The following is a 23,914-nucleotide window of genomic DNA, read 5'->3' as shown; positions in this document are numbered from 1 at the left end:
CACTGCATATATGCTTCAGTCTTAAAGCATGTATTTTTGAATTGAAATGTCTTCAATAACCGCACTTTCATAATGATGAAGTGCGGTTATTTAACATGAAAAGCATATTTGAAAGGTAAACTTCCGTGCACAAAGAACAATCTATTCGTTTCATGTTAGGTTATATTACAATTTTGCGCAGATATTGTTGCCGCAGATGAGGATGATGCTTATTATAAGGAACAATCATCGATAAGAGACCGGGGGGATTAACATGAGTAATCTGATAAATCTGGTTAACAGCTGGTCTAAACTCCAATTCGAACAGACATTTGGCCCTTTATTCGAACAATCCGCGTGGATTGCAGCACGCTCCGCCGTGCTTCGGCCGTTCTCTTCCTTCGAAGAGATGATGCAGGCTATGACACGACAGGTACTTGCCTCGGGCCAAGAAGAGAAGCTGGAACTGCTGCGCAAGCACCCGGATCTTGGAGCGAGAGTCAGTATGAGCAGCAGCTCAGTTCGGGAGCAGACCGGTGCCGGCCTTGATTCACTTTCACTTGAACAATATAACGAGCTGCAGCAGTTGAATCGCAGTTATACAGCGCAGTTTGGATTTCCTTTCATATTGGCGGTGAAGGGTCATACGGCCGAGTCCATTCTGGAATCGATGCGCGACCGACAGGCAAGGAGTCTGCAGGAGGAATTCGAGACCGCATTTAATGAGGTATTCAAAATAGCCGAGATCCGGCTGCAGCAGTGGCTTAAAGAGCAGGAACAGCATACAGGTCTTCATGGAATTTAAAGAGATGGGGGATGTCTGATGCAGCCAAACGCAGGCCGAATTACTACCCATGTGCTGGATACATCCAAAGGTGCTCCTGCCGCAGGGATGCAGATCGAACTGTATTTCATAAAAGGTTCGGGCAAAGAGGAGTCCAATATCCAAGTCGCAGCATCGTGGACCAACTCGGAAGGACGTCTGGATTCGCCTCTGCTTCATGATGGAAAGCTGACAGAGGGGGAATACGAACTGCGTTTCCATGTTGACCGATATTATGCACAAAGCGTTCATACAGAACAGAACCCTGTTTTGTGGACAGTGGTGCCCATTCGTTTTGCCGTATTGGATGCCCGAAGTCATTATCATATTCCATTACTGATTGCTCCAGGGGGGTACAGCACATATCGGGGAAGCTGATCATGATGGACTAGCGAATAAATAAAGCAGTCAGACAAGATGGAACCGGATAGGGGAGATTCACATGGGAACGCTGCTGCTCAAAGGCGCGCGATTAGTCACAATGAATGCAGAAGAAGACGTATTTACGGGAGATCTGCTCATTGAAGATAACAAAATCAAGGACATTGCAGTGCATATCGATGAGATGCTGGCGGATCAAGTTATTGATGCGCATGGAAAAGTGCTGCTGCCTGGATTTGTCCAGACGCATATTCATCTGTGCCAGACGCTGTTTCGCGGCCGTGCGGACGATATGGAGCTGATGGACTGGCTTCGCCAGCGCATTTGGCCGCTGGAAGCGGCACATGATGAGGAATCCATATATTACTCTGCCATGCTTGGCATCGGCGAATTGATCTCCAGCGGTACAACGACGATTCTGGATATGGAGACGGTTCATCATACAGAATCGGCTTTCCAAGCGATGGCACAGAGCGGTATTCGGGTGATCTCTGGCAAAGTGATGATGGATCACGGGGACGAGGTTCCTGAACCTCTGCGTGAGAATACCCAAGAGTCGCTGCAGCAAAGCGTGGATTTGCTGGAAAAGTGGAATGGATTCGGCGGAGGCCGCATTCAATATGCTTTCTGTCCACGATTTGTTGTTTCCTGCACAGAGGAATTGCTGATGGAGGTGCGAGACCTCTCCAACCAATATCATGTAAAGGTCCATACCCATGCCTCCGAGAATCGTGGAGAGATCGAACTGGTGGAACATGAACGAGGTATGCGCAACATTATCTACCTGGATCATATCGGGCTGGCTACTCCCCGGCTCGTGCTTGCGCATTGTGTGTGGCTGAGTGAGGAAGAAAAGGAGATTATCCGCAAACGCGGGGTCAAAGTAACCCACTGTCCCGGTTCTAATATGAAGCTTTCCTCGGGAGTTGCGGAAATTCCCGATCTGCTGAACCGGCAGATTGCAGTAGGTATTGGTGCAGACGGTGCTCCGTGTAATAACAATCTGGATATGTTTCAGGAGATGCGTATGACAGCATTGATTCAGAAAGTACCGCATGGTCCTACGGTGATGGATGCCAGAACAGTACTGCGCATGGCAACGATGGGCGGAGCCGAGGTATTGGGAATGTCCAGAGAAATCGGCAGTCTTGAAGCGGGTAAGAAGGCAGATCTGCTGCTGCTGGACCTCGATGATTTTCACACATACCCGTCCTACGAGACGGATATTTATTCCCGCATCGTGTATTCGGCAACCCGCAGCTGCGTGGACACAGTCATTATTGATGGAAACATCGTACTGAGCAATCGTAAAATCCAAACCATTGACCGCAGTATCGTTCTGAGAGAGTCGGATAAAAGCATTGCCCGACTGATGAAACGTATGCAGCTCGACCATAGGAAGAGATCTGTCCCGTTTCATTGATCCCTTAGTCTGGTTTCATTGATCCTTTATGATGGAAGGCGGCGGTTCAAATGGAAATGCATGATCTGTGTGTCATTGCAGTCCGGGAAACACGAAGTGTGCTCGCTACTGTCATCAAGGTTGAGGGGCATGCGTACCGCAAGCAGGGAGTCTCGATGCTGCTTACGGAGGGCGGCAGCATGTACGGCAGTATCAGTCCGGGCTGTCTGGAGGATGATCTTCTGGCGCGGGTGGGCCGGGTGCTGGAATCGGAGACGATGGAATTAGCTTCGTATGACATGCGTCCCGAGGATGACTTGTCCTGGGGCGAAACGATCGGCTGCGGTGGTCTTGTCATCGTATTGCTGGAGCCTGTCATCCGGGAGTTGAGATTCGTTATGCAGCAGATGCAGTGCTTTTTTGATGCAGGAGAAACGGTTTCTTTTACCAGGTCCTTCGATGAAGGCTCCCTTCACGTTAAATACGACTTGGCAAGAATAAAGCCAGGCCAAGTAAATTTCAGTACACAGAAAGATTTCACTATACAGAAAGAAAAACCTGAAATGTTTAGAAAACAACATCTGTCACTGCTTTCGCCTAAGGGACATCAGGCAGAGACATGGAATTTTCCTCTACAGATCATGGCGCTCTATAGACCTAAACCGCGTTTGATTATCATCGGAGCAGGTAATGACGTTATCCCTGTTGCACGGCTGTCTCAATCTGCCGGATTCCGTGTCGTTATAGCGGACTGGCGGGCATCGTTATGTACATCAGAACGTTTTCCTGAAGCAGAGCTGGTGCAGGGTTTCCCGCGGGAGTTTTTCGCGCAGCTGTGCATCGATGAGCAGGATTACATCATCCTGATGAGCCACCAGTTCCTGCGAGAACGCGAAATGTTAGAACTGCTCACGGGCAGCAAATATGCCTATCTCGGTATTATGGGTTCACGTACCCGGACAGCTCGTCTGCTCGAAGGACTAACACCACCAGAACATGTGCATAGTCCAGTTGGTATGCCCATCGGTGCAGACGGACCGGAGGAAATTGCGATCAGCATTGCTTCGGAACTGATTGCATGCAGACGTAAGAGAAATTCAGAGTTTCCCGAATTAATGACAGGTAAAAGGAGCGGCGTCTATGCAAACGACAGGTATCCTTCTGGCGGCTGGTAGAAGCTGCAGGCTCGGCCGCGATAAACTTGCGGTAATGATGCCGGATGGAAGAGCACTTGCAGCCTGGACACTGCAGGCGGCTCTGAATGCTTCTCTTGATCAGATTATCTGTGTGGTTAAGCCGGAAGATTCCCTTGAATGGTTGCCTGCCGAGTGGCTTCGTACAGCAGCCCGCGCGTATCATCCTGACAACAGATTACGAATTGTAGTATGCAGAGATCATGCCGGCGGTATGGCCAACTCGCTGCATTGCGGTGTATCGTCAGCTATGGATTATAGGCCGCAGGGTGTGTTGATGCTGATGGCCGATCAGCCCCTTATAACAGCTCAGGACATGAATCGTGTCACGACAGCGCTGGCTTCTCACCCGCTGTGTGATTATGCTGCGGCTGCGGACTTGAACGATCGGAGCGGTAAACCACCGGTTGCTTTTCGCTCACATATGTTTGGTCCGCTGCTGTCCCTTCGTGGAGATGAAGGAGCCCGCAGGATACTTTGTAACGCGAAGTATCAAGGTATACAAGTGTCGTTACCTCAAGAGAGCTTCTGGGATGCAGATACAGAGCCGCAGGTGCAGCAGATTCTGAATTATGCAGAAAAACGGATGTGGAGAGAGGCATAATACTGCGGGATGTGGAGAGAGACCATAATACTGCTGTGTGTCTGTACAGTTAGCCTCTACAGCCTTGGGTCACTTGGTATGTGACCACAACAAACAGAATATGCTGCTGAAAAGGAGGAGGAGCTATGGTTACACCGGGATATCACTCTGGTGCGCAGCCTTCTGTATGGCGGCCAGCTAGTTTGCAAGAACTGCAAATAATGAAAATGCAGCTTGCCGAAACATGGTGTTATGCTGCCGGGGGCACCTTACTGCGAACCCAGTGGGAGACGGAACAAAACGTTCCACCTGAACATCTGATCAGCTTGGACTGCATTCCCGATATTCGCGGAATAACGATGCAGCGGGATGAGATTGTAATCGGAGCTATGACTCGCCTGAAGGAATGTGCAGCCGACCCGCTGCTGCGGCAGCTTCCCATCCTGCAGGATGCCGTGCTGTCTATTGCGGCTCCTTCTGTAAGGAATGCTGCGACCATAGGCGGGAATATCGCGTCCGGTATCGGGGATACGTTACCGGCACTGCTCGTATATGATGCGAAGCTTCAATGGCTGACTGACTGTGGAACCGAGGTTCAGAGTGTATCATCCTGGCTTCAGGGTGGATGTGATGGCAGCCGTCATTCAGATAATGTATTATTGTCCGTTCATATTCCATATGACGTGGTTAGAGATAACCTGACGCCTTATAAAACAGCGCACGAAATATCGGAAGGAAAACGTGAGATATCCTTTTACCGAAAATTAGGTCGAAGAGAGGTGTTCACGGCATCACTTGTTACTGTTGCATTCACCGGTGAAATTGATCCTGGAAATGAACGCTGGATACGAATTGGGATTGCTGCCGGGGGCGGGTCTGGCACAGCTCTGAGGTTAACTGAAACAGAGCAGTGGCTTCAATCTGGCAGAGCCGACGCTGCTCAGGCCTCCGGGCTTGCGGCCCGGGCTGCGGCCGAATTTTCGTCTTATACAGATGCTTTTGCAGCAGAAAGCTTCAGGAAACAGGCCGCGGGTAATATGCTTGGGGCCGGTCTATGGCAGGGTTTTCAATCGTAGGCGTACCTCTACGAACAAGAAAGGGGAGAACGATCATGCTGCTTAACCGGGAACAGAGTGGAAAACGCTGGCACCTGCGGCCTGATGGCCCTCCTAAAGTTACGGGTGAACTGAAGTATCTCACCGATCTGACGCTCCCTGACATGCTCTATGGAAAAGTGTTGCGAAGTGTCTATCCGCATGCACGGCTGTTGTCTATCGATATCTCGGAAGCCGAAGCAATGGAAGGGGTATATGCCGTGCTGACGGCGAGGGATGTGCCAGGACTTAATCGGTTTGGTATAGCAACTCCTGACCAGCCGGTGTTCTGTGAAGATACCGTTCGTTATATCGGCGATGCGATTGCGGCGGTTGCGGCCGATTCCCCTGAACGAGCGCTGCTGGCCCTGGAAGCCATTCGGGTGCAGTATGAAGAGCTTGAGCCGCTGGACAGCACGGATGCCGCACTCGCTTCAGGAGCGCCTGAACTGCATCCGCATGGTCCAGGGAATGTGCTGCATCGCACGGAGATTAAGCGTGGCGATCCCGAGCAGGCTTTTGCCAACTGTGCTCATGTCGTGACGGAGACTTATTATACACCTCGGCAGATGCATGCGTATATGGAAACCGAGGGCGGACTCTTTGTTCCCGACGAGACAGGACGTCTGAATGTATATGCGGCAACGCAGCATGGATACAAGGACCGCATGCAGCTGGCCCGTATTATTGGCTGTCCAGAAGAGAATATTCGAGTGGTGTCTTCACCGATCGGTGGTTCGTTTGGAGGAAAGGATGAGCTGAACGTGCAGCCTTATGGTGCGCTCCTTGCCTTGAAGTGCGGCCGTCCGGTCAAGATGCACAACTCGCGCAAAGAATCGGTGCGGGCAGGGTTAAAACGCCATCCGATGAAGATCGAGATGCAGACCGGCATAAGCCGTGAAGGCATGCTGCAGGCTCATCGCGTTCGGATTACCGCGGACACGGGTGCCTATGCGACCCTTGGTGCGCCTGTTTTAAATTTCTGCACCGAGCACTGCATGGGGCCTTATGTTATTCCGCATGTGGATGTTGAGGGTGTTTCCGTATATACGAATAACGGATTATCCGGAGAGTTTCGCGGTTTTGGCGGCAACCAGGCGATTTTTGCGATGGAAGGACAGATGGACCGGCTGGCACAGATGATAGATATGGACCCGTGGGAATTCCGCAGGCGAAATCTACGGCAAAAGCAAGATCCCGGACCGCTTAATCAGCAGATTTTGCCCACAGAAGGGTTATCGCAGGTGTGGGAGGCAGTGGATCGTTCAGAACTATGGCAAAAACATGTTCATCCCCAGCCGGAATCAACACGCCCCCCTTGGATTAAACGCGGAGTTGGTGCCGCTATAGCGATGCATGGTGCAGGACTGGGATATGGTATTCCAGATCCGGCAGGCGGACGTTTATCGCTGAATGCAGAGGGCAAAATCGAAGCGGCTTTCAGTTATGAGGAGTTCGGGCAGGGTCTGGTCGCCACGCTTGAGATCATGCTCTGTGATCTGTTTCAGTGTCATACGTCCGATCTGAGTATCGTTATTGGAGATACAGATCGTGTACCGCATAGCGGCTCCAGCACAGCATCCCGTTCTACCACGATGGCCTGGATGGCGCTGCAGCGCCTGCAGCATGTCTTCCGTAACAAGCTGCTTACCACGGCCTCGCAGATTTCCGGAATTCCGGCAGAGCGGCTGATAACAGGGCCTGCAGGAATATGGACAACGACAGATTCCTCCTCACCCGTTTCCTCCAGACTTGTGACTGCTTATAAGGAACTGGTGAGACAGGGTGAAGCCGAGGATTGGATTTTTGATACCACCTTTCATTACCCTACGACGCCTGACCATGTGGTGGGAGGTCATTATCTCTATACGTATGCTGCAGTGGTCGCAGAGGTGGAAGTCAATAGACTGACGGGAGAAACCAAAGTGCTGGATACACGGCATATTGTGGCCGCAGGACCGGTCATGAATCCGATGGGATATATAGGGCAGATTGAAGGCGGCAGTGTGATGGCTCTTGGATTCACACTGATCGAGGATGCTGTCATGCAGCAGAGTCGTTACTTGACGTCCAATCTGGATACGTATTTGATTCCGACAATCAAAGACATACATTCCCGGCTGGAAGTCGAAGCGATTGAAGAACTGCCAGAAGGTGATCCATTTGGCCCGAGAGGCATTGGCGAGATTGGCTCCGTAGCGCTTGCACCGGCTATTACGGCGGCCATTCATCAGGCGGTCGGGGTCTGGATTAACCGTCTACCTGTACCGCGAGAGGAATTGATGATGGGTCTGGATATGCTTTTGCCGGAGGGAGTGAAACCATCGTGATGAAACCGCCTGTACACCAGGAATGGAGCGCTGTAGTGAATGGTGAAACCAGACATCTCTATACGGCTCCCGGAACACGGCTTGTCGATCTGCTGCGAGATCAACTGCAGCTTACAGGGACTAAAGTTTCCTGCGAGGTCGGTCGATGCGGTGCGTGTATGGTCCTACTGAATGGTGAACCTGTTAACGCCTGTCTTGCCATGGCTTATCAATGTGAGGGTAGTGAGATTACCACCATTGAAGGAGTTCGCGGTGAGTCCGAAGGGGAACTGCATCCCATTCAGCGGGCCTTTGTGGAAGAAGGCGGATTCCAGTGCGGTTACTGTACACCGGGTATGATTATCTCAACTAAGGCTCTCCTCGATGAATATGCGAGCCCTTCTCAAGAGCAGATTGAAACCGGGTTATGCGGCAACCTCTGTCGATGCACAGGATATGGCGGCATTATACGAGCGGTAAAGAGGGCGAGCGAGCATTACAGCAGCGGAAAAACGGAATCCCCTGTGGTAAAAGCTGCATCCGGCACAGATGCATCCGAAGTTTGAAAGTATCCGCAGGTGAAGTGATGCTTACTCTGCATACTTGATTATGGTAATATTATAAATAATAGAGAATTTTCTGCGAGTGGAGATAAAGCTCTGTCCGCAGCAAATTCTTTTTTTGTGAAATTTTCGTTCGTAAGAGAGTCATTTTAGGATCGAAAGGAGGAGCAGTAGTGTGCGTCTGATTAGGATGAAGAGGAAACGTTTCATTGCTATTACTGCAGCAGCGCTGTTTGTGATTATGCTGTTCGTAAATTACCTAGGGAATGCTGAAGCTGTCGTAAATACCAGTCAGGTGGTAGAAAGTTACGGGGGAGATCACGGAACGTACAAGGCGGCTGTAACCTTTGATATGATTCGCATGAAAAAAGCAAGCCGTGTACAGGTGATGGTTATATATCCGAACGATACGGTTGAGTATCATGATGTGTCATCCACGGATGGGCATTACAGGTTGAATATAACGAAAAACGTGGAAGAATTCACCATGAACAATAGCAAAACGAAGTCACCAGAATTCATGATCACCTGGATTTCAGGTCATAAAAAGAGAATAAAGTATGTTTATTCTGACATTAGATGAATTGCCTTTTTACAATACATAGACCCGAAAAATAGAATGTAATCCGCCCTAAGTGAAGCGTTTTCGTTACAGTGCTGCAGAACATCTTTTATTTCACTGCATAGCAGTATTTTCTTGGTTAGTCAGGGTATACACCGCCTGATTTAACCATATATTTACAATCGTTTGCTCTCGTGATATGTTTACATATGAAAGCGCCATCATGAATAGATTTATGCACATTTCGCTCTCACATTTCAGATGGAAAGGGAGATGAAAATGAGGAACGGAATGAAGACGGGAATGAGGAGAAGGGTTCAAAAGGTGTTCGCTGTGATGCTGGCTTGTACACTGCTTTTTGGCATGCTGGCAGTAACGACGACGGCTCCGACTTATGCAGATGCTCCGCTGTTCACCATTGAAGGGGAAGATGCCGAACTAAGCCCGGAACTGCAGGTGGTTAACCAAATTTATGGACAACCCAAGCCAGGATACTCAGGAAGCGGATTTGTATGGATGCAGGGCTCGGGTACAATCACACTGAATGTGACGGTTCCCGAAACGGGCATGTACAGCATTTCCACGCGTTATATGCAGGAACTCAGCATGGATGGCCGACTTCAATACCTGGCGGTTAACGGGATGACTAAAGGCTCTTATATGCTGCCTTACACAACGACATGGTCGGATTATGATTTTGGTTTTCATAAACTAAACAAGGGCAGCAACACGATTCAGCTGAAGGCTGGTTGGGGATACGCTTACTTTGATACGTTCACAGTGGATTACGCCGATCTTGATCCGCTGAACGTGGAGCCTGTGCTTACGGATTCTCAGGCCACACCGGAAACGCAAATATTAATGAACTACTTAACGGAGGTATATGGACACAACATCATTTCGGGACAACAGGAGATATATGGAGGAGGGAATGACGGAGATTCGGAACTGGAGTTTGAATGGATTCATGATCTGACGGGGAAATATCCGGCGATACGGGGTTTTGATCTCATGAATTACAATCCGCTTTATGGTTGGGAAGACGGCACGACCGATCGCATGATTGATTGGGTAAATAATCGTGGAGGCATTGCAACGGCATCCTGGCACATTAACGTGCCGCGGAACTTTAATACGTACCAGCTGGGCGATTTTGTTGATTGGAAAGAGGCAACGTACAAACCGACAGAGACTAATTTTGATACAGCAAAAGCCGTCATTCCCGGTACGAAGGAGTACCAGTACGTTATGATGACCATCGAAGATCTGGCTGAGCAGCTGCAGATTTTGCAGGATAACGATGTGCCGGTCATTTTCCGCCCATATCATGAAGCAGAGGGGAACGGAGGATTGAATGGAGAGGGAGCATGGTTCTGGTGGGCTTCTGCTGGAGCGGATGTGTACAAAAAGCTGTGGGATATGCTCTACACCGAGCTGACGGAAACCTATGATCTGCATAATCTGATCTGGACCTACAACAGCTATGTATACAGCACTTCTCCAGCCTGGTATCCAGGAGATGATCAGGTGGATCTGGTCGGTTACGACAAGTATAATACCATATACAACCGATATGATGGATTGTCAGGGGTACCTAATGAGGATGCAATTACCTCGATCTTCTATCAGCTGGTGAACCTTACGAATGGCAAGAAGATGGTAGCGATGACCGAGAACGACACCGTTCCAAGTGTGCAAAACCTCATGGACGAAAAAGCAGGCTGGCTCTATTTCTGTCCGTGGTACGGTGAACATCTGATGAGCGAAGCATTCAATTACGCTGCAACACTCAAAACGCTCTATCAAAGTGATTATGTCATCACACTGGATGAACTGCCCGATCTGAAAGTGAACCAGCCAAATCCCGATGCAGCAATCTCGCCTGTAACAGCCTCCTTTAATAAAGCGGAAACTGCCGCTAAGGATATAACCATCTCGCTTACTCTGAACGGGCATCAGCTTACGGACATTGCAAATGGAGGTGCAAAACTTGTATCCGGGCAGCATTATACGGCATCAGGATCAACGGTGGTGCTGCACCAATCCTACATGAGTACGCTGCCGTTAGGCCAAACGAGTCTAACTTTTCATTTCGATGGAGGTAAGGATGCGGTGCTTAAGTTGAATGTCTTGGATGATACCGTTGTTGTAGTGCCGACGGATAGTAAACTGACGATCCAGGCTTATAACGGCAATACAAGTGCTTCGACTAACGGAATTGCACCCAAATTCAAGCTGATTAATTCCGGCGATACCGCCATTAAGCTTAGTGATGTGAAAGTTCGCTATTATTACACCGTTGATGGAGAGGAAACCCAAACATTCTGGTCTGATTGGGCAAGTGTGGGGAGTGCTAATGTCACCAGTACTTTTGTCAAGATGACAGCGCCTGCCGTTGGTGCTGACTATTATGTTGAAGTAGGGTTCACCAGTGATGCTGGTACGCTCCAACCGGGAGAAAGTGCAGAGATACAGGGCCGTTTCTCTAAAAACAACTGGTCTAACTACAATCAGTCGGATGACTATTCTTTCATGGCAGCGGGGAATCAATATACGGACCATAACAAGGTGACCGGATATGTGAGCAGTCAGCTGGTGTGGGGAATAGAACCATAATCTAAGTTAGAAAACGAGGCCGAGTCCGTTACAATAACGGATGCGGTCTTGTTTATTTCTGTTTGAAGAGAATAAGTGTTAATCCCTGCCTTGGCCTGTAATAAACAGACAGAAAAAGAATGAATGGATGCCGCGTTTTTCGAAGCACGCAGGGTGATTCCGATAGAATACCAAGTTCAAATTTTAATAAATGGAATTAAGTGGGTAGATTCTCTTTATTTTAATTACGTAATTATTATTATGTAAACTTATATTTTTCGATAACCTTTATAGACACCATCTATGTCATTAATGAAAGCTAAAGTCCTGATTAATACTAAAATGAGGGCTTTGTTTTATTGAACGAAGATCAGAATGCGTTCTATAGAGCTCATGTGTTAATTCCATTTTATTAATCGATGAGAAGGCTAACATTATTCCCCGAAAATCGTTTTCGATTCTCGCCTAAATTAGGCGAGGGGAGGTGCTGTATTTTGCCCGGAAGTGCATCCAGACCTGAGTTATAAGAACTTAGCAGCCTATCATAGTGTCCAGACGGCCTTAGCAGGCAAAAGGAAAGAACTCTATACTGAGAATTGGAAAAAATATTAATATTCAGACGGAGAAGAAGCAGCTTTCTCGCTGCTGAATATGGCCCTCCAACGAGTGCAAATGATCTAATTAATAAATAGAAAAATAAGTAAAAAGTTGATACAAGGCTGCTGCTTCGCCGTTTCGTAGATTGAATTCATATGGATTTGCGATAGATTTCGGGTGACCTTCACGTTATGCTGTGAAAAACCGGAAGGGAAGTGGCAGCATGGAACGCGAACTGGCGTTGGAAATTGTACGAGTAACGGAATTGGCAGCTTTAGCTTCAGCACCCTGGATGGGCAGAGGCGATAAGAATAGTGCAGATGAAGCAGCTACCCTGGCAATGCGTGCCATGTTTGATTCTGTGTCCATCCGCGGCACAGTCGTGATTGGTGAAGGAGAGATGGATGAAGCTCCCATGCTGTACATTGGTGAAGAAGTAGGAAATGCAGAGGGGCCAGAGGTTGACGTCGCTGTAGATCCATTGGAGGGAACGGAGATTGTAGCCAAAGGGCTGAACAACGCACTTTCGGTCATTGCGGTGGCGGGAAAAGGCAATCTGCTACATGCTCCGGATATGTATATGGAGAAGCTGGCAGTGGGTCCTGCGCTGGTAGGCAAAGTCAGCATTGAAGACCCGGTTGAGGTGACCCTGGAAAAGGCTGCAGCTGCTCTGAATAAAAACATCTCCGATCTTACCGTCATGATTCTGGATCGTGTACGTCATGAGAACACCATCAAAACACTTCGCAAAGTTGGCGTGCGTATCAAATTCCTCAGTGACGGCGATGTCGCAGGGGCGATGGCACCTGCATTCCCGGAAGCGGGTATTGATCTGTATGTTGGATCAGGCGGAGCACCTGAAGGGGTGCTGGCTGCGGCGGCTCTGTCCTGCCTGGGAGGCGAGATTCAAGGCCGACTTATGCCTGCCAATGCAGACGAATTCCAGCGCTGCCTGCAGATGGGGATCGATAACCCTTACAAAGTGTTAACGATGGAGGACATGATCGGCACGGAGGACGTTATTTTTGCGGCAACCGGTGTGACACCTGGTGAAATTCTTGGCGGCGTGCGCTATCTAGCAGACGACCGGGCCGAGACGGATTCCATCGTGATGCGGGCCAAAACCAAAACGATTCGTTTTATTCGTTCCCAGCACTTTTTGCCGAACAAGGAGGTCCTGCATAAAGTGCGTAAGCTTCAGGCTTCCAGCGAGCCGCTGGGCCGTATTCGGAAAATCGATAAAGCGATGGAACAGGCCGAGTTCAGCCTATCTTCCAAGGAATCAGGCATCACATCAAACGCATGAGGTCTATGTTCATCTGTATATTATTTGATTTGAAAGTATAGATCATATGCTCTAATTATGGCTCTGCTCTGCAGCTAGATGAGTATCCGTTACAACTCTCTATTTATAATAGAAGGCATTGTGCGCTGTGTTATTGACAAAAAAAGAATGAGGAAAAGGTTAATCCTGAATTCCTCATTCTTTTTGTTGTTTTAGCATTGACAACGGTTACATGGCATGAGAAAATGTACGCGCGTACATAAACATGATTTACGAGTTGTTTTTACCTGCGCAGTTCTCCTGAAGGAGGTGAAAGGCATGGCTTCTCGCAGAGAAGTGGCCGAACTTGCGGGGGTGTCCGAGGCTACGGTATCCAGAGTGCTGAACGGCGTTGGACCGATCAGGGAGGAGACTCGCCGTAGGGTGCTTGAAGCGTCCGAGCGATTAGGTTATGTACCCAGTGCGCTTGCGCGCAGTTTTGCCAGAAGTAAGAGCGGTAATCTGGGCGTAGTGCTGCCTTACGTTCCGAAGGCACATTTGTTTTCGGCCTATTTTTTCTCGGAAATGTTGAGCGGCATTGGAAGCAAAGCACGAGACAACGGCCTCGATCTGCTTGTCATGTTTCAGACCGCCGGTGAAGTCATGAATTATACGGATCTGTTTCGAAGACAGAAGGTGGATGCCTGCATCATTCTGGGTGCGAGACATGAGCATAATGAGCTGGCTGCCATGCAGCAGCTGCATCAGGAAGGACATCCATTTTGCGTGATGAACCAGCATTTTGCAGGAGAGTCGTTCATGGAAGTGGATGCTGATCATGTCGAGGGCAGCAGGCTTGCCATACGCCATCTTACCGATCAGGGTTACCGCAAAATCGCTTTTTTGAATGGACCAGACCGCTATTCCAACAGCCAGGACCGGCTTGAAGGTGTGCGTCTGGGTCTGCATGAGGCAGGCATGGAGCTGGACCGGAGCCTGCTGCTCGAAGGCAATTACAGCAGACGCAGCGGGATAGCGGCAGCAGCCTTGATTGCTGAACGATTGCATGAGATCGATGCGGTATTTGCAGCAAATGACCGGATGGCTATCGGAGTAATGCATGGCTTGCGTGAACGGGGCGTGCGTACCCAGGATTTCCCGGCATTTGTTGGTTATGACGACTCTGATGCAGCCGAGATGGCCGTTCCGGCGCTGAGCAGTGTGAGGGTTCCTTTTTTCGAGATGGGCGAACTTGCTGTGTCCAAACTGATCCAGGGTACCCATGCTGCAGCAGATGCAAAGGAATACCATGGTGGGGTTCGTTACGACTCTTCACGGACTCTTTTGCCGACAGAATTGATTATTCGTGCCTCTTCCAGCCGGCGTACCTGAAATGAAGTACCGTTGAGCTGATAAAAGTAAGTGTTCTTATAAATTCTGTAGTACCTCATATATCTCATATTAAATGGTTATGGAATTGTTATGCTGACCGGTTATCTGGATTCTATTAAAGGAGGAAATGAACATGTCAAATCGTCTTCGTGTTGGAATGGTTGGTTACAAATTTATGGGTAAAGCTCACAGCAATGCATATCGCAGTTTGCCGATGTTTTTCCCGTCTGCCCCGCTGCAGCCTGAAATGTCCGTCATCTGCGGACGGAATGAGCAGGGAGTACAGGATGCGGCTAACCAGTTTGGATGGTCCGAGAGTGTTACGGATTGGCGTGAACTGGTGAAACGGGATGATATTGATCTCATTGACATTAATGCACCGAGTGATGCTCATAAGGAAATTGCGCTGGAGGCAGCTCGTCAAGGCAAGCATTTATTCTGTGAGAAACCGCTCGCACTCTCGCTTGCTGACTCACGTGAGATGCTTGAAGCTGCTGAAGAAGCTGGCATCAAACATATGGTTGGGTTTAACTATCGCTTCTCACCAGCGGTGCAGCTTGCGAAGGATCTGATCGAGAGTGGGCGATTGGGTAAAATTTATCATTTCCGAGCGTTCTTCCTTCAGGACTGGATTCTGGACCCGAACTTCCCGCTGGTATGGCGTCTGCAAAAAGAAGTTGCAGGCTCCGGTTCACACGGTGACCTCGGTGCACACTTAATTGATTTGGCCCGTTTCCTCGTTGGAGAATTCCAGGAGGTGATCGGTATGAGTGAAACCTTTATCAAAGAGCGCCCGCTCGCTTCCGAGATGACAGGTCTTAGTGCGAAAGGCAGTTCGAGTGCAGATGCCCCTAAAGGTGAGGTAACTGTAGATGATGCTACGCTATTCCTGGCAAGATTCGCAGGGGGAGCGCTGGGAAGTTTCGAAGCGACGCGATTCGCAGCCGGACATCGCAGTACGAACTCGTTTGAGATTAACGGCAGTCTGGGCAGTGTACGCTTTGACTTTGAACGCATGAACGAACTGGAAGTGTATTTCACGAAGGACGATGAGGATGTGCAGGGCTTCCGCCGCGTACTGGCTACCGATCCTGCGCATAAATACGCTGAAGCTTGGTGGCCTGCAGGTCATACGATCGGTTTTGAGCATACCTTCACTCATGAGATGCTGGAACTGGTGACAGCCATTTCGGAAGGACGTCAGCCATCGCCAAGCTTCCATGATGGTGTTGCGTGTCAAGCCGTACTTGAAGCCGTGGAGAGGTCCGTGTCAGAGCGCCGCTGGGTAACACTCGAAGAGATGTAACGAGGAAACAAGGATATAAATCAGTAGATGCAGGTGAGCTGCAATTCGATATTTTAGTCAGATAGTCAGTTTCAAGGAATGACCCAAATCGAATAATCGAAAGTGAGTGAACAGACGATGAGGAAAGCACTGATTGTGTGGGGCGGCTGGGATGGACATGAGCCGGAACAGGTAGCGGCTATTTTTGAACGTATTTTAAAGGAAGAGCAGTTCGAAGTTGAAGTCTCTGATACACTGGAATCCTATGCGGATGCCGAAAAGCTGATGGGTCTGGATCTCATTGTACCTCTGTGGACGATGGGGCAGATTGAACAGGAACTGGTGAACAACGTTTCGGCAGCTGTTCAGAGTGGTGTAGGTCTTGCAGGGCTGCATGGCGGGATGTGTGACGCGTTCCGAAATAACGTTGACTGGCAGTTTATGACGGGCGGACAATGGGTAGCTCATCCAGGCAACGATGGTGTTGAATACATGGTGAACATCAAACGCGGCTCCAGTCCACTATTTGACCATATCGAGGATTTTCAGGTGAAGAGTGAGCAGTATTACCTGCACGTGGACCCGGCTGTCGAGGTGCTTGCCACAACCCGCTTCCCGATTGTATCCGGTCCTCATGCGGCGAATGGACCTGTGGATATGCCCGTAGCATGGACGAAACGCTGGGGGGCAGGACGTGTATTCTATAATTCGCTGGGTCACCATGCAGATATTGTAGACATGAAGCCTGTAACCGAGATGATGCGCAGCGGGTTCCTCTGGACCGCAGCTGGCAAAGAGCTGGCGAAGAGCCGGAACGCGGGTGTGACCGAGGTGTACACCGGAATGGCAGATAACCAGACCTGATTTTTCTGGTGAGTTCAGGTAAGAGTGTACTTATTCGATATTTAAAGAGAGCTTAAACCACATATTTGATGCACGGCGAAGGGAGCAGGGGCATGAAAACAATGAAAGTAGGTATTATCGGCTGTGGTAAAATCAGCGGCATCTATATGGAGAACTGTCACCGTTTCGAGGTGCTGGAACTTAGTGCTGTAGCTGACCTGGACAGGAAACGAGCAGAGGAGCAGGCGGCGGCTTATAACGTTCCAAACGTATACACCGTAGACGAAATGTTCGCTGATCCCGAGATTGAGCTGATCATCAATCTGACGATTCCTGCCGTTCACGCCGAAGTATGCATACGTGCGCTGGAATCGGGTAAACACGTTTATGTTGAAAAACCGCTTGCAGTTACCCGCGAAGAAGGTCAGGCTGTACTCGAAACAGCCAAGCGGCAAGGACTGCTGGTAGGGTGTGCACCCGAAACTTTCTTCGGTTCAGGGATTCAGACAGCACTGCAGCTGGTAGAGGATGGTATTATCGGCAAACCGGTAGCGGCAACCGCCTTTATGATGAGCCGTGGGCATGAGTTCTGGCATCCAGATCCCGAGTTCTATTATGCCAGCGGCGGCGGCCCGATGTTTGACATGGGACCTTATTATCTGACCGCACTCGTGCAGTTGATGGGGCCGATCAAATCCATCGCCGGGATGACAGGTAAAGCGATGGAGGAACGGACGATTACAAGTGAGAAAAAAAGAGGCCAGATCATTCCCGTGGACATTCCAACACATGTCACCGGTCTGCTTCAATTCGAACAAGGAGCCATCGGTACGCTGATTACCAGCTTTGATGTGTTTGGTGGAAGCGCACTGCCGCCGATCGAGGTGTACGGGACTCACGGAACACTGCAGGTCCCTGACCCGAACACTTTTGGCGGTCCGGTGCGTTACCGCTTGATGGGTGAACATGAGTGGACGGAAGCTCCGCTTCTTCCGGGATATCAGGAAAATACCCGCGGCATCGGCGTGGCAGATATGGCCTATGCAGCACGCAGCGGTCGCGCACACCGGGCAAGCGGTGAACTGGCCTATCACGTGCTTGAAGCCATGTGGGCGTTCCATGACTCGTCTGATGAAAAGACGTTCTATACGATGAAGAGCACCTGTCAGCGTCCAGCGGCGCTGCCTGTTAACCTTCCGCTGTATACGCTGGATAAGTAAGCAGCAGGGTAGGATATGATTAGTTAAATTTACAACGAACAGCCTCTTTCCGTCTGATAAGGAAAGAGGCTGTTCGTTGTGCGCCCAGAATAACGTTTTTCTGTATTGAATTAAAGGATGAATCTGGTCTTCTGCCTGCATAAAATCAAGGTTCGAACCCCGCCTGGCTGACAAAGAGTTCATGTGCTGCAAAATGCATCTTCATTTGCTGTAAAACCTGCTTATACGCATCGGGATGATACCACTGCTCTAGTCCGATCTCTTCATAAAGCTGCTCTATCCCAAGTCTGCGTGTTCGCTTACCTTCACTGCCATCGCCCATAAAAGAGTCATCGATGCAAACACGCTTCACAAGGGGTCTTAGCGCAGCGGCGAACTGATCACTGCTTGGCAGCACGGGTGCTATCGCTGCCTGCGCCTGAATGCCGGCATCGCGCAGTGCCTTGAGCGCGTGCAGTCGGCCTGCGATGGGCGGAGCCGACGGGGTGAAATGTTTACGTATATCGTCCAGGTCCGTTTCAACGGTCATACTTACCCGAACCCGATTACCAAGCTTCTGAAGCACATCGATATCACGCGTAACAAGCGGGCTTCGGGTCTGCAAAAGCACAAAATCAGGCGGATGCAGCAGCATGGTCTCCAGCAGGGAACGTGTAATCCGTTCCTGCACTTCAACGGGCTGATACGGGTCGGTGCTGGACGACATGAAGATGGTCACTTTTCCTTTCTTCCGGGCGCGCTGCAGCTCTTTGGCAAGGAGGTCCGAAGCTTCTTTTTTCACATCAACCCAGCTTCCCCAGTCCTCCTTGCGAAATAAGGAGACCGGCATCTGTCTGACATAACAGTAGGAACATCCGAAGGTACAGCCTGTGTACGGATTCAAGGTATGGGTGTATCCGTTAAGGAAACCGGTGCCTTTATTTAATAATGATTTGGGTACTTTGTAATTGATTTGATTTTTCATGCTTCGTCGTGCCTTTCCCTGTAGTGTGCGGGGGTACAGCCGGTATATTTGCGAAATACGGATATGAAGTAGGCCGGGTTGGCTATGCCAACTTGGCGTCCAATCTGCGTAACGGTGAGATGAGTCGATTTAAGGAGTTTCTGTGCCTTGTTTATGCGTTTAGCCTGAATGTATTGAACGGGCGTTTGGCCTGTGATGCGTTTAAAGACCCGATGCAGATGGTATGGACTCCCATGGCTTACTGAAGCAAGTGCATTAAGCGTTAACGGTTCGGTATAGTGATTCTCAATATATTCGGTAATCCCGTAAATCCATTCCTGGTCAGGCACTCGTTCTCCAGTCGGTTTACAGCGCTTGCACGGTCTGAATTTGTGAGCCAGAGCTTGCTCGGCATCGCGGAAGATCAGCACATTGTCGTATTTTGGGGGTCTTGATCTGCACGAGGGTCGGCAAAAAATACCGGTTGTCTGTACTGCATAAAAAAACGTACCATCGTACGAGCTGTTATTCTGTATGATAGCGTCCCAATACTCAGCAGGAATAGGGTGCTGCAGGTTCAGGGCATCATCTTGCTGTGTATGTTTCATAGATTCACCTCTGCTCTTATTATACCCTTCATAATCAGGAAATTACGAGATTTCGAATCGAATCGCAAGATATCAATATTTGTGCATTAACCGCTCTGTACACATGCAGAAAAAGCTCTTTCTTCATTCCTGCTGCAATTTACGCTACAATGTACAAGACAGGTTATGAAGCAGCGATTCACCCTGATAAAGAACAATCTAAGAAGCAAACAATATCAGTCACAAAGAAAGAGGTAGATAGAATGGTTCGATTCGGTGTAGTAGGTACCAACTGGATTACAGAAAGGCTGCTGGAATCTGCTGTTCAGGTGGAAGGTTTCCAGCTTACGGCGGTATTCTCCCGGACAGCGGATAAGGCAAACGCATTTGCAGACCGGTATGATGCGCCCTATCGGTTCACGGATCTGGAGGAGATGGCGGCCAGCGACACACTGGATGCGGTATATATCGCCACGCCGAATACGCTCCATGCAGCACAGGCTGAGCTTTTTCTGAGAAACGGCAAGCATGTATTGTGCGAGAAACCCCTTGCAGCTAATAGTGCAGAAGTACAAAGCATGATCGAGACCGCACAAAAGCATAATGTGCTGCTGATGGAAGCGATGAAGTCGACACTCGTTCCCGTGTTCAAAAGTGCGGCACAGCATCTATCCAAAATTGGGCCTGTTCGCAAGTACATAGCAGGTTATTCGCAGTATTCTTCACGTTATGACAAGTATAAGGAAGGCATTGTGCTAAACGCATTTAAGCCGGAACTCGCGAACGGAGCGTTGATGGACCTGGGCGTGTATTGTTTATATCCGCTCATCACTTTGTTTGGGGCGCCGCAGCAGGTGCAGGCCCAGGCTATGATGCTGGAATCCGGCGTAGACGGACAGGGGAGCGTGCTGCTGCAGTATGACGGAATGGATGCGGTTGTAACGTATTCCAAGATCGCCAATTCGCACGTACCGAGTGAAATTATGGGTGAGCGCGGCAGCATGATTATTGATAAGATTGGTTCACCTGAACACGCCGAGATTCGTTACAATGATGGAACTGTAGAGACCCTAACGGTAGAGCAGCAGCATCCTGCGATGTATTATGAAGTGGAGGAGTTTGTCAATCTGGTACAGCAGGGGAAGAAGGAATCCGATATGAACACGTATGAACGCTCCTATCAAACGATGCAGGTGATGGATCAGATCAGACGGCAGATTGGACTTGTTTTTCCTAATGATTAATGGAAGGAAGCGAATGAGATGAGCCGAGACGAGCAGAGAAGTGTGAACGAGAATGAAGAGAGCAGCCTGGAGCTGGCACAGATTATTTTTATCGGTAGGACCTTTGAGGAATACATGAGCATGTTTCAACTGACAGAGCAGGAGCTTGGGGGCAGGGCCATTCTGGATTGTCCCGGAGGTGCATGTTCGTTCAGCAGTGAAGCTCGCAAGCATGGGGCTTATCCTGCAGCAGCGGATATCGTTTACCATTATGGCATTCATGAGCTGGAAACGAAGGGACTGCAGGATATTGAACACACGATGAAACAGATGCAGACTGCACAGGGAATGTATGTATGGGATCGCTTCGGTTCTATAGAGGGATTAAGGCAGGAACGGCTGCGTGCGATTACGGCGTGTGCGGCGGATATGAGACGTCATCCTGACCATTACGTGCCCGCTGTATTACCTGAACTGCCTTTTGATGATGAACAATTTGATCTGACTTTATCGGCGCATTTCCTGTTCACGTATGCTGACCGGTTTAATTTTGACTTTCATGTTCAAACGCTGCTGGAAATGCTGCGAGTAACCAGAGAGGAGCTGCGTATCTTTCCGACCGTTGACCTTACAGGCAGACGTTATGAACACATGGATGAACTCAAGCTTCTCTTGGAAAACAAGGGTTACTGCGTGTCTGAAGTCAGAACGTCATATGAATTCCAGCGAAATGCCCATACGATGCTTCGTATTTTGAAGCCGTCATAAACATAGGATTGGAGGGAAATAAGATGAAAAAAGTACTTATTCTCGGAGGTACGCGTTTCTTTGGCAAACGTCTCGTGGACCATCTGTTATGGGAAGGGAAGTCAGAGATCACGGTTGCTACACGCGGACAGACCGAAGCTGATTTTGGAGCGGAAGTAAAGCGAATCCGTATGGACCGGGAGAACCCGCAGTCCGTAGCAGAGGCGGCACAGTCGGATCAGTGGGATGTGGTGTATGATAATATCTGCTACTCACCGAATGAGGCGAAAGCTGCCTGTGAAGCGTTTGCAGGACGTACCAAGAAGTATGTGTTAACCTCTACGCTATCCGTGTATGGAGAACCGAGACCGGGATTTGTGGAGACCGATTTCGATCCGTATACGTATCCACTGCAGTACGGAAACAAGGAGGATTTTAATTACGGTGAAGGCAAGAGACTTGCCGAGGCTGTATTCTTTCAAACCGCTTCCTTTCCTGTAGCTGCCATGCGTATTCCGATTGTACTCGGAATAGACGATTATACCAAAAGACTTCATTTTCATATTAAACATGTGCAGAAGGGAAAACCGATCGGCATGCCTAATCCTGAAGCTGAGATTGGTTTCATTCATTCCACTGAAGCTGCAAGATTCCTTGCGTGGCTTGGGAATGTGCCTTTGACTGGACCTGTGAATGCAGCGTCCAAAGGCTCAATTACACTTACAGCCATGATGCATTTGATTGAAACGGTGACGGGGATGCAGTCCCAGATTTTGAAGCGGACCGTGGACGAAGACATGTCACCCTTTGGAGTGGAGCAGTCGTGGACTATGGACACCTCTAAAGCAGAACAGGCCGGATATACATTTGAAGCTCTGATGGATTGGTTTCCAGGCCTTGTGCGTGAGGTTGCGCTCGCTCTGCAGTCAGAACGATGAGCAGGAAGGCATAGGTGAAGCAGGATGAACCGGAAGTGATTGCCGGGACATCCTGCTTTTTGTACTTTTTGATGTGTATTCGTATGAAATATAAGTCAGTCACGAGGTGGGGGCGCAGCGGAAGCACGGATTCGCAGCTCGGAAGGCAGGATTATCGTTTGAACATCAGGAGGAAGCTTTCCTTCAATCCGATCCATCAGCATCTGCATTCCCTGATATCCGAATTCGTACGCAGGCTGTGCTCTAACGGTCAGAAAAGGATCAAAGGCGGAAGCCAGATCAAGGTCATCGAAGCAAACCACAGAGATGTCCTCAGGCACCTTAAGGCCACGCCTCCGCAGCAGGCGAATAACTCCAATCGCGAGCATGTTATTGGCTGCAAAAATGGCTGTAGGTTTCTGTGATCGAGACAGCAGTTTCCCCAGTCCTTCATCATCACTGAAATCCCGATAGCTGGTACGAAGGATCAGTGAAGGATCAGGAGCAATGCCAGCTTCAACAAGTCCCTCCATATAGCCTTCTTCACGAAGTCTGGCTGTAGAGACCTCAGACGAACCGTTGACCAGCGCGACGTATTGGTGACCTAGGCTAATGAGGTAGCGCATAAGCTCTACAGCGCCTTCACGGCTGTCTCCTGCAATCAGATCAGAAGTGATTTCAGGTACAGTTCGATCCAAAAACACAAACGGAATATGTCGCGCCTGTAATTGCTGTAGATGAATCAGTGAACGGTCTCCCGCAGGTGCAAACAGCACTCCATCCACACGTGTCGACAAGATGGCTTCCACATACTCTTTTTCTTTTCGGTAATCTTCATCACTGTTACCAAACAGAACGCGGTAGCCTCGAAGATGCGCAGCATCTTCAGCACCACGGGCGAGTGTTGTATAAAAAGGATTGGTGATGTCCGTTATAAGCAGTGAAAGCATCTGAGTTCGCTGCAGTACCAGACTTCTCGCGTTGGAATTCGGAATATAACCCAGCTCATCGATGACCTGCTGCACCCGCTCTCGTGTGGCCGTACTGATACGACCGGTGCGATTAATGACTTTGGAGACCGTCATTGCGGAGACATTGGCTTTTTTGGCGATATCATAGATTGTAATCAAAGGGATCGGACCTTTCCGCAGCATAGTCCTTCCATTCTATAGGATAAAGGCGATTGACAGCAAGATAGCCGCGTGCTATGTTAGGGTTACCGATAACCCTAATTGAGATTTAGGATGGAGTTTAACTTCAGTACTTAAATTAGGATGTTCTATATTCTTGATCAGAAAGTGATGTAATACACGTCGTTACTACGATAATCCGCAACATATTTATACATTGGCACAGCAGCCGTTCTCGTTATTTTCATGATTGTTCCATTGTCCCCGAGGTACAGTGAATGA

General features: G+C 49.3%; 21 protein-coding genes. 18 read left to right on the top strand and 3 right to left on the bottom strand.

What is annotated here, in order from left to right; genetic code table 11:
• The first annotated feature begins 253 nt into the window (after positions 1–253).
• The 15 genes from uraD to MKY97_RS15945 all read left to right on the top strand — a co-directional run bounded on the left by uraD (position 254) and on the right by MKY97_RS15945 (position 18,085).
• Complete coding sequence (gene uraD, locus MKY97_RS16015; protein WP_342551345.1) at positions 254–784, top strand: 2-oxo-4-hydroxy-4-carboxy-5-ureidoimidazoline decarboxylase; 531 nt, start codon at positions 254–256, stop codon at positions 782–784.
• 18 nt (positions 785–802) lie between these two features.
• The gene (gene uraH, locus MKY97_RS16010; RefSeq protein WP_342551344.1) at positions 803–1,180 is read left to right on the top strand and encodes a hydroxyisourate hydrolase; all 378 of its coding nucleotides are present in this window, start codon (positions 803–805) and stop codon (positions 1,178–1,180) included.
• A gap of 64 nt (positions 1,181–1,244) precedes the next feature.
• Positions 1,245–2,606, top strand: coding sequence for a 5'-deoxyadenosine deaminase (locus MKY97_RS16005; RefSeq protein WP_342551343.1), 1,362 nt, complete (start codon positions 1,245–1,247; stop codon positions 2,604–2,606).
• Between the two features lie 50 nt (positions 2,607–2,656).
• Entirely contained in the window at positions 2,657–3,760 is a 1,104-nt protein-coding gene (locus tag MKY97_RS16000; RefSeq protein WP_342551342.1) for an XdhC family protein, read from the top strand.
• Positions 3,726–4,382, top strand: a complete 657-nt coding sequence (locus MKY97_RS15995) for an NTP transferase domain-containing protein (RefSeq protein ID WP_342551341.1) — start codon at positions 3,726–3,728, stop codon at positions 4,380–4,382. The genes MKY97_RS16000 and MKY97_RS15995 overlap by 35 nt, the downstream gene beginning before the upstream one ends.
• Positions 4,383–4,507: 125 nt before the next feature.
• Positions 4,508–5,437 carry an FAD binding domain-containing protein gene (locus MKY97_RS15990; protein WP_342551340.1) on the top strand — a complete coding sequence of 310 codons (930 nt, stop codon included), beginning with the start codon at positions 4,508–4,510 and terminating at the stop codon, positions 5,435–5,437.
• Positions 5,438–5,472: 35 nt separating this feature from the next.
• Positions 5,473–7,785: a xanthine dehydrogenase subunit D gene (gene pucD / locus MKY97_RS15985; protein WP_342551339.1), complete on the top strand. Its 2,313-nt coding sequence runs from the start codon at positions 5,473–5,475 to the stop codon at positions 7,783–7,785.
• Positions 7,785–8,330: a (2Fe-2S)-binding protein gene (locus MKY97_RS15980; RefSeq protein WP_342556357.1), complete on the top strand. Its 546-nt coding sequence runs from the start codon at positions 7,785–7,787 to the stop codon at positions 8,328–8,330. Before pucD ends, MKY97_RS15980 begins: the two co-directional genes overlap by 1 nt.
• Before the next feature lie 172 nt (positions 8,331–8,502).
• The gene (locus MKY97_RS15975) at positions 8,503–8,910 is read left to right on the top strand and encodes a hypothetical protein (RefSeq protein ID WP_342551338.1); all 408 of its coding nucleotides are present in this window, start codon (positions 8,503–8,505) and stop codon (positions 8,908–8,910) included.
• A gap of 282 nt (positions 8,911–9,192) precedes the next feature.
• The gene (locus MKY97_RS15970) at positions 9,193–11,505 is read left to right on the top strand and encodes a glycosyl hydrolase (protein WP_342556356.1); all 2,313 of its coding nucleotides are present in this window, start codon (positions 9,193–9,195) and stop codon (positions 11,503–11,505) included.
• A 799-nt stretch (positions 11,506–12,304) separates the two neighbouring features.
• Positions 12,305–13,387 (top strand): class II fructose-bisphosphatase, encoded by a 1,083-nt coding sequence (gene glpX / locus MKY97_RS15965; protein ID WP_342551337.1) that lies wholly within the window; start codon positions 12,305–12,307, stop codon positions 13,385–13,387.
• A gap of 297 nt (positions 13,388–13,684) precedes the next feature.
• Positions 13,685–14,737 (top strand): LacI family DNA-binding transcriptional regulator, encoded by a 1,053-nt coding sequence (locus MKY97_RS15960; protein ID WP_342551336.1) that lies wholly within the window; start codon positions 13,685–13,687, stop codon positions 14,735–14,737.
• Between the two features lie 133 nt (positions 14,738–14,870).
• On the top strand, positions 14,871–16,043 hold the full coding sequence (locus MKY97_RS15955) for a Gfo/Idh/MocA family oxidoreductase (RefSeq protein ID WP_342551335.1): 1,173 nt from the start codon (positions 14,871–14,873) through the stop codon (positions 16,041–16,043).
• Between the two features lie 117 nt (positions 16,044–16,160).
• Complete coding sequence (locus MKY97_RS15950) at positions 16,161–16,886, top strand: ThuA domain-containing protein (RefSeq protein ID WP_342551334.1); 726 nt, start codon at positions 16,161–16,163, stop codon at positions 16,884–16,886.
• Positions 16,887–16,978: 92 nt separating this feature from the next.
• Positions 16,979–18,085: a Gfo/Idh/MocA family oxidoreductase gene (locus MKY97_RS15945; RefSeq protein ID WP_342551333.1), complete on the top strand. Its 1,107-nt coding sequence runs from the start codon at positions 16,979–16,981 to the stop codon at positions 18,083–18,085.
• Between the two features lie 145 nt (positions 18,086–18,230).
• On the opposite strand, the gene MKY97_RS15940 is transcribed toward MKY97_RS15945, so the two are convergent.
• Both MKY97_RS15940 and MKY97_RS15935 read right to left on the bottom strand, forming a co-directional pair.
• On the bottom strand, positions 18,231–19,049 hold the full coding sequence (locus MKY97_RS15940) for a radical SAM protein (RefSeq protein WP_342551332.1): 819 nt from the start codon (positions 19,047–19,049) through the stop codon (positions 18,231–18,233).
• Complete coding sequence (locus MKY97_RS15935; protein ID WP_342551331.1) at positions 19,046–19,636, bottom strand: bifunctional transcriptional activator/DNA repair enzyme AdaA; 591 nt, start codon at positions 19,634–19,636, stop codon at positions 19,046–19,048. Before MKY97_RS15935 ends, MKY97_RS15940 begins: the two co-directional genes overlap by 4 nt.
• Positions 19,637–19,878: 242 nt before the next feature.
• Between MKY97_RS15935 and MKY97_RS15930 the strand changes: the two genes are divergently transcribed.
• Genes MKY97_RS15930 through MKY97_RS15920 form a run of 3 tightly spaced genes read left to right on the top strand, consistent with a single transcriptional unit; the run spans position 19,879 to position 22,523 of the window.
• Positions 19,879–20,859 carry a Gfo/Idh/MocA family oxidoreductase gene (locus tag MKY97_RS15930; RefSeq protein WP_342551330.1) on the top strand — a complete coding sequence of 327 codons (981 nt, stop codon included), beginning with the start codon at positions 19,879–19,881 and terminating at the stop codon, positions 20,857–20,859.
• Between the two features lie 18 nt (positions 20,860–20,877).
• Complete coding sequence (locus MKY97_RS15925) at positions 20,878–21,606, top strand: SAM-dependent methyltransferase (protein WP_342551329.1); 729 nt, start codon at positions 20,878–20,880, stop codon at positions 21,604–21,606.
• A gap of 23 nt (positions 21,607–21,629) precedes the next feature.
• Positions 21,630–22,523, top strand: coding sequence for an NAD-dependent epimerase/dehydratase family protein (locus MKY97_RS15920; RefSeq protein ID WP_342551328.1), 894 nt, complete (start codon positions 21,630–21,632; stop codon positions 22,521–22,523).
• Positions 22,524–22,618: 95 nt separating this feature from the next.
• Here the strand turns inward: MKY97_RS15920 and MKY97_RS15915 are convergent, their stop codons facing one another.
• On the bottom strand, positions 22,619–23,632 hold the full coding sequence (locus tag MKY97_RS15915) for a LacI family DNA-binding transcriptional regulator (protein ID WP_342556355.1): 1,014 nt from the start codon (positions 23,630–23,632) through the stop codon (positions 22,619–22,621).
• Between the last annotated feature and the right edge of the window lie 282 nt (positions 23,633–23,914).

Origin of the sequence: Paenibacillus sp. FSL R7-0652 (assembly GCF_038595045.1) — a bacterium.
GTDB lineage: Bacteria > Bacillota > Bacilli > Paenibacillales > Paenibacillaceae > Paenibacillus.
This window is presented reverse-complemented; position numbering and strand designations above follow the sequence as displayed.

Excerpts from the sequence above, each read along its gene's own strand:
- uraD (WP_342551345.1), top strand. The coding sequence starts at position 254 with ATGAGTAATCTGATAAATCTGGTTAACAGCTGGTCTAAACTCCAATTC.
- uraH (WP_342551344.1), top strand. The coding sequence starts at position 803 with ATGCAGCCAAACGCAGGCCGAATTACTACCCATGTGCTGGATACATCC.
- MKY97_RS16005 (WP_342551343.1), top strand. The coding sequence starts at position 1,245 with ATGGGAACGCTGCTGCTCAAAGGCGCGCGATTAGTCACAATGAATGCA.
- MKY97_RS16000 (WP_342551342.1), top strand. The coding sequence starts at position 2,657 with ATGGAAATGCATGATCTGTGTGTCATTGCAGTCCGGGAAACACGAAGT.
- MKY97_RS15995 (WP_342551341.1), top strand. The coding sequence starts at position 3,726 with ATGCAAACGACAGGTATCCTTCTGGCGGCTGGTAGAAGCTGCAGGCTC.
- MKY97_RS15990 (WP_342551340.1), top strand. The coding sequence starts at position 4,508 with ATGGTTACACCGGGATATCACTCTGGTGCGCAGCCTTCTGTATGGCGG.
- pucD (WP_342551339.1), top strand. The coding sequence starts at position 5,473 with ATGCTGCTTAACCGGGAACAGAGTGGAAAACGCTGGCACCTGCGGCCT.
- MKY97_RS15980 (WP_342556357.1), top strand. The coding sequence starts at position 7,785 with ATGAAACCGCCTGTACACCAGGAATGGAGCGCTGTAGTGAATGGTGAA.
- MKY97_RS15970 (WP_342556356.1), top strand. The coding sequence starts at position 9,193 with ATGAGGAGAAGGGTTCAAAAGGTGTTCGCTGTGATGCTGGCTTGTACA.
- glpX (WP_342551337.1), top strand. The coding sequence starts at position 12,305 with ATGGAACGCGAACTGGCGTTGGAAATTGTACGAGTAACGGAATTGGCA.
- MKY97_RS15960 (WP_342551336.1), top strand. The coding sequence starts at position 13,685 with ATGGCTTCTCGCAGAGAAGTGGCCGAACTTGCGGGGGTGTCCGAGGCT.
- MKY97_RS15955 (WP_342551335.1), top strand. The coding sequence starts at position 14,871 with ATGTCAAATCGTCTTCGTGTTGGAATGGTTGGTTACAAATTTATGGGT.
- MKY97_RS15950 (WP_342551334.1), top strand. The coding sequence starts at position 16,161 with ATGAGGAAAGCACTGATTGTGTGGGGCGGCTGGGATGGACATGAGCCG.
- MKY97_RS15945 (WP_342551333.1), top strand. The coding sequence starts at position 16,979 with ATGAAAACAATGAAAGTAGGTATTATCGGCTGTGGTAAAATCAGCGGC.
- MKY97_RS15940 (WP_342551332.1), bottom strand. The coding sequence starts at position 19,049 with ATGAAAAATCAAATCAATTACAAAGTACCCAAATCATTATTAAATAAA.
- MKY97_RS15935 (WP_342551331.1), bottom strand. The coding sequence starts at position 19,636 with ATGAAACATACACAGCAAGATGATGCCCTGAACCTGCAGCACCCTATT.
- MKY97_RS15930 (WP_342551330.1), top strand. The coding sequence starts at position 19,879 with ATGGTTCGATTCGGTGTAGTAGGTACCAACTGGATTACAGAAAGGCTG.
- MKY97_RS15925 (WP_342551329.1), top strand. The coding sequence starts at position 20,878 with ATGAGCCGAGACGAGCAGAGAAGTGTGAACGAGAATGAAGAGAGCAGC.
- MKY97_RS15920 (WP_342551328.1), top strand. The coding sequence starts at position 21,630 with ATGAAAAAAGTACTTATTCTCGGAGGTACGCGTTTCTTTGGCAAACGT.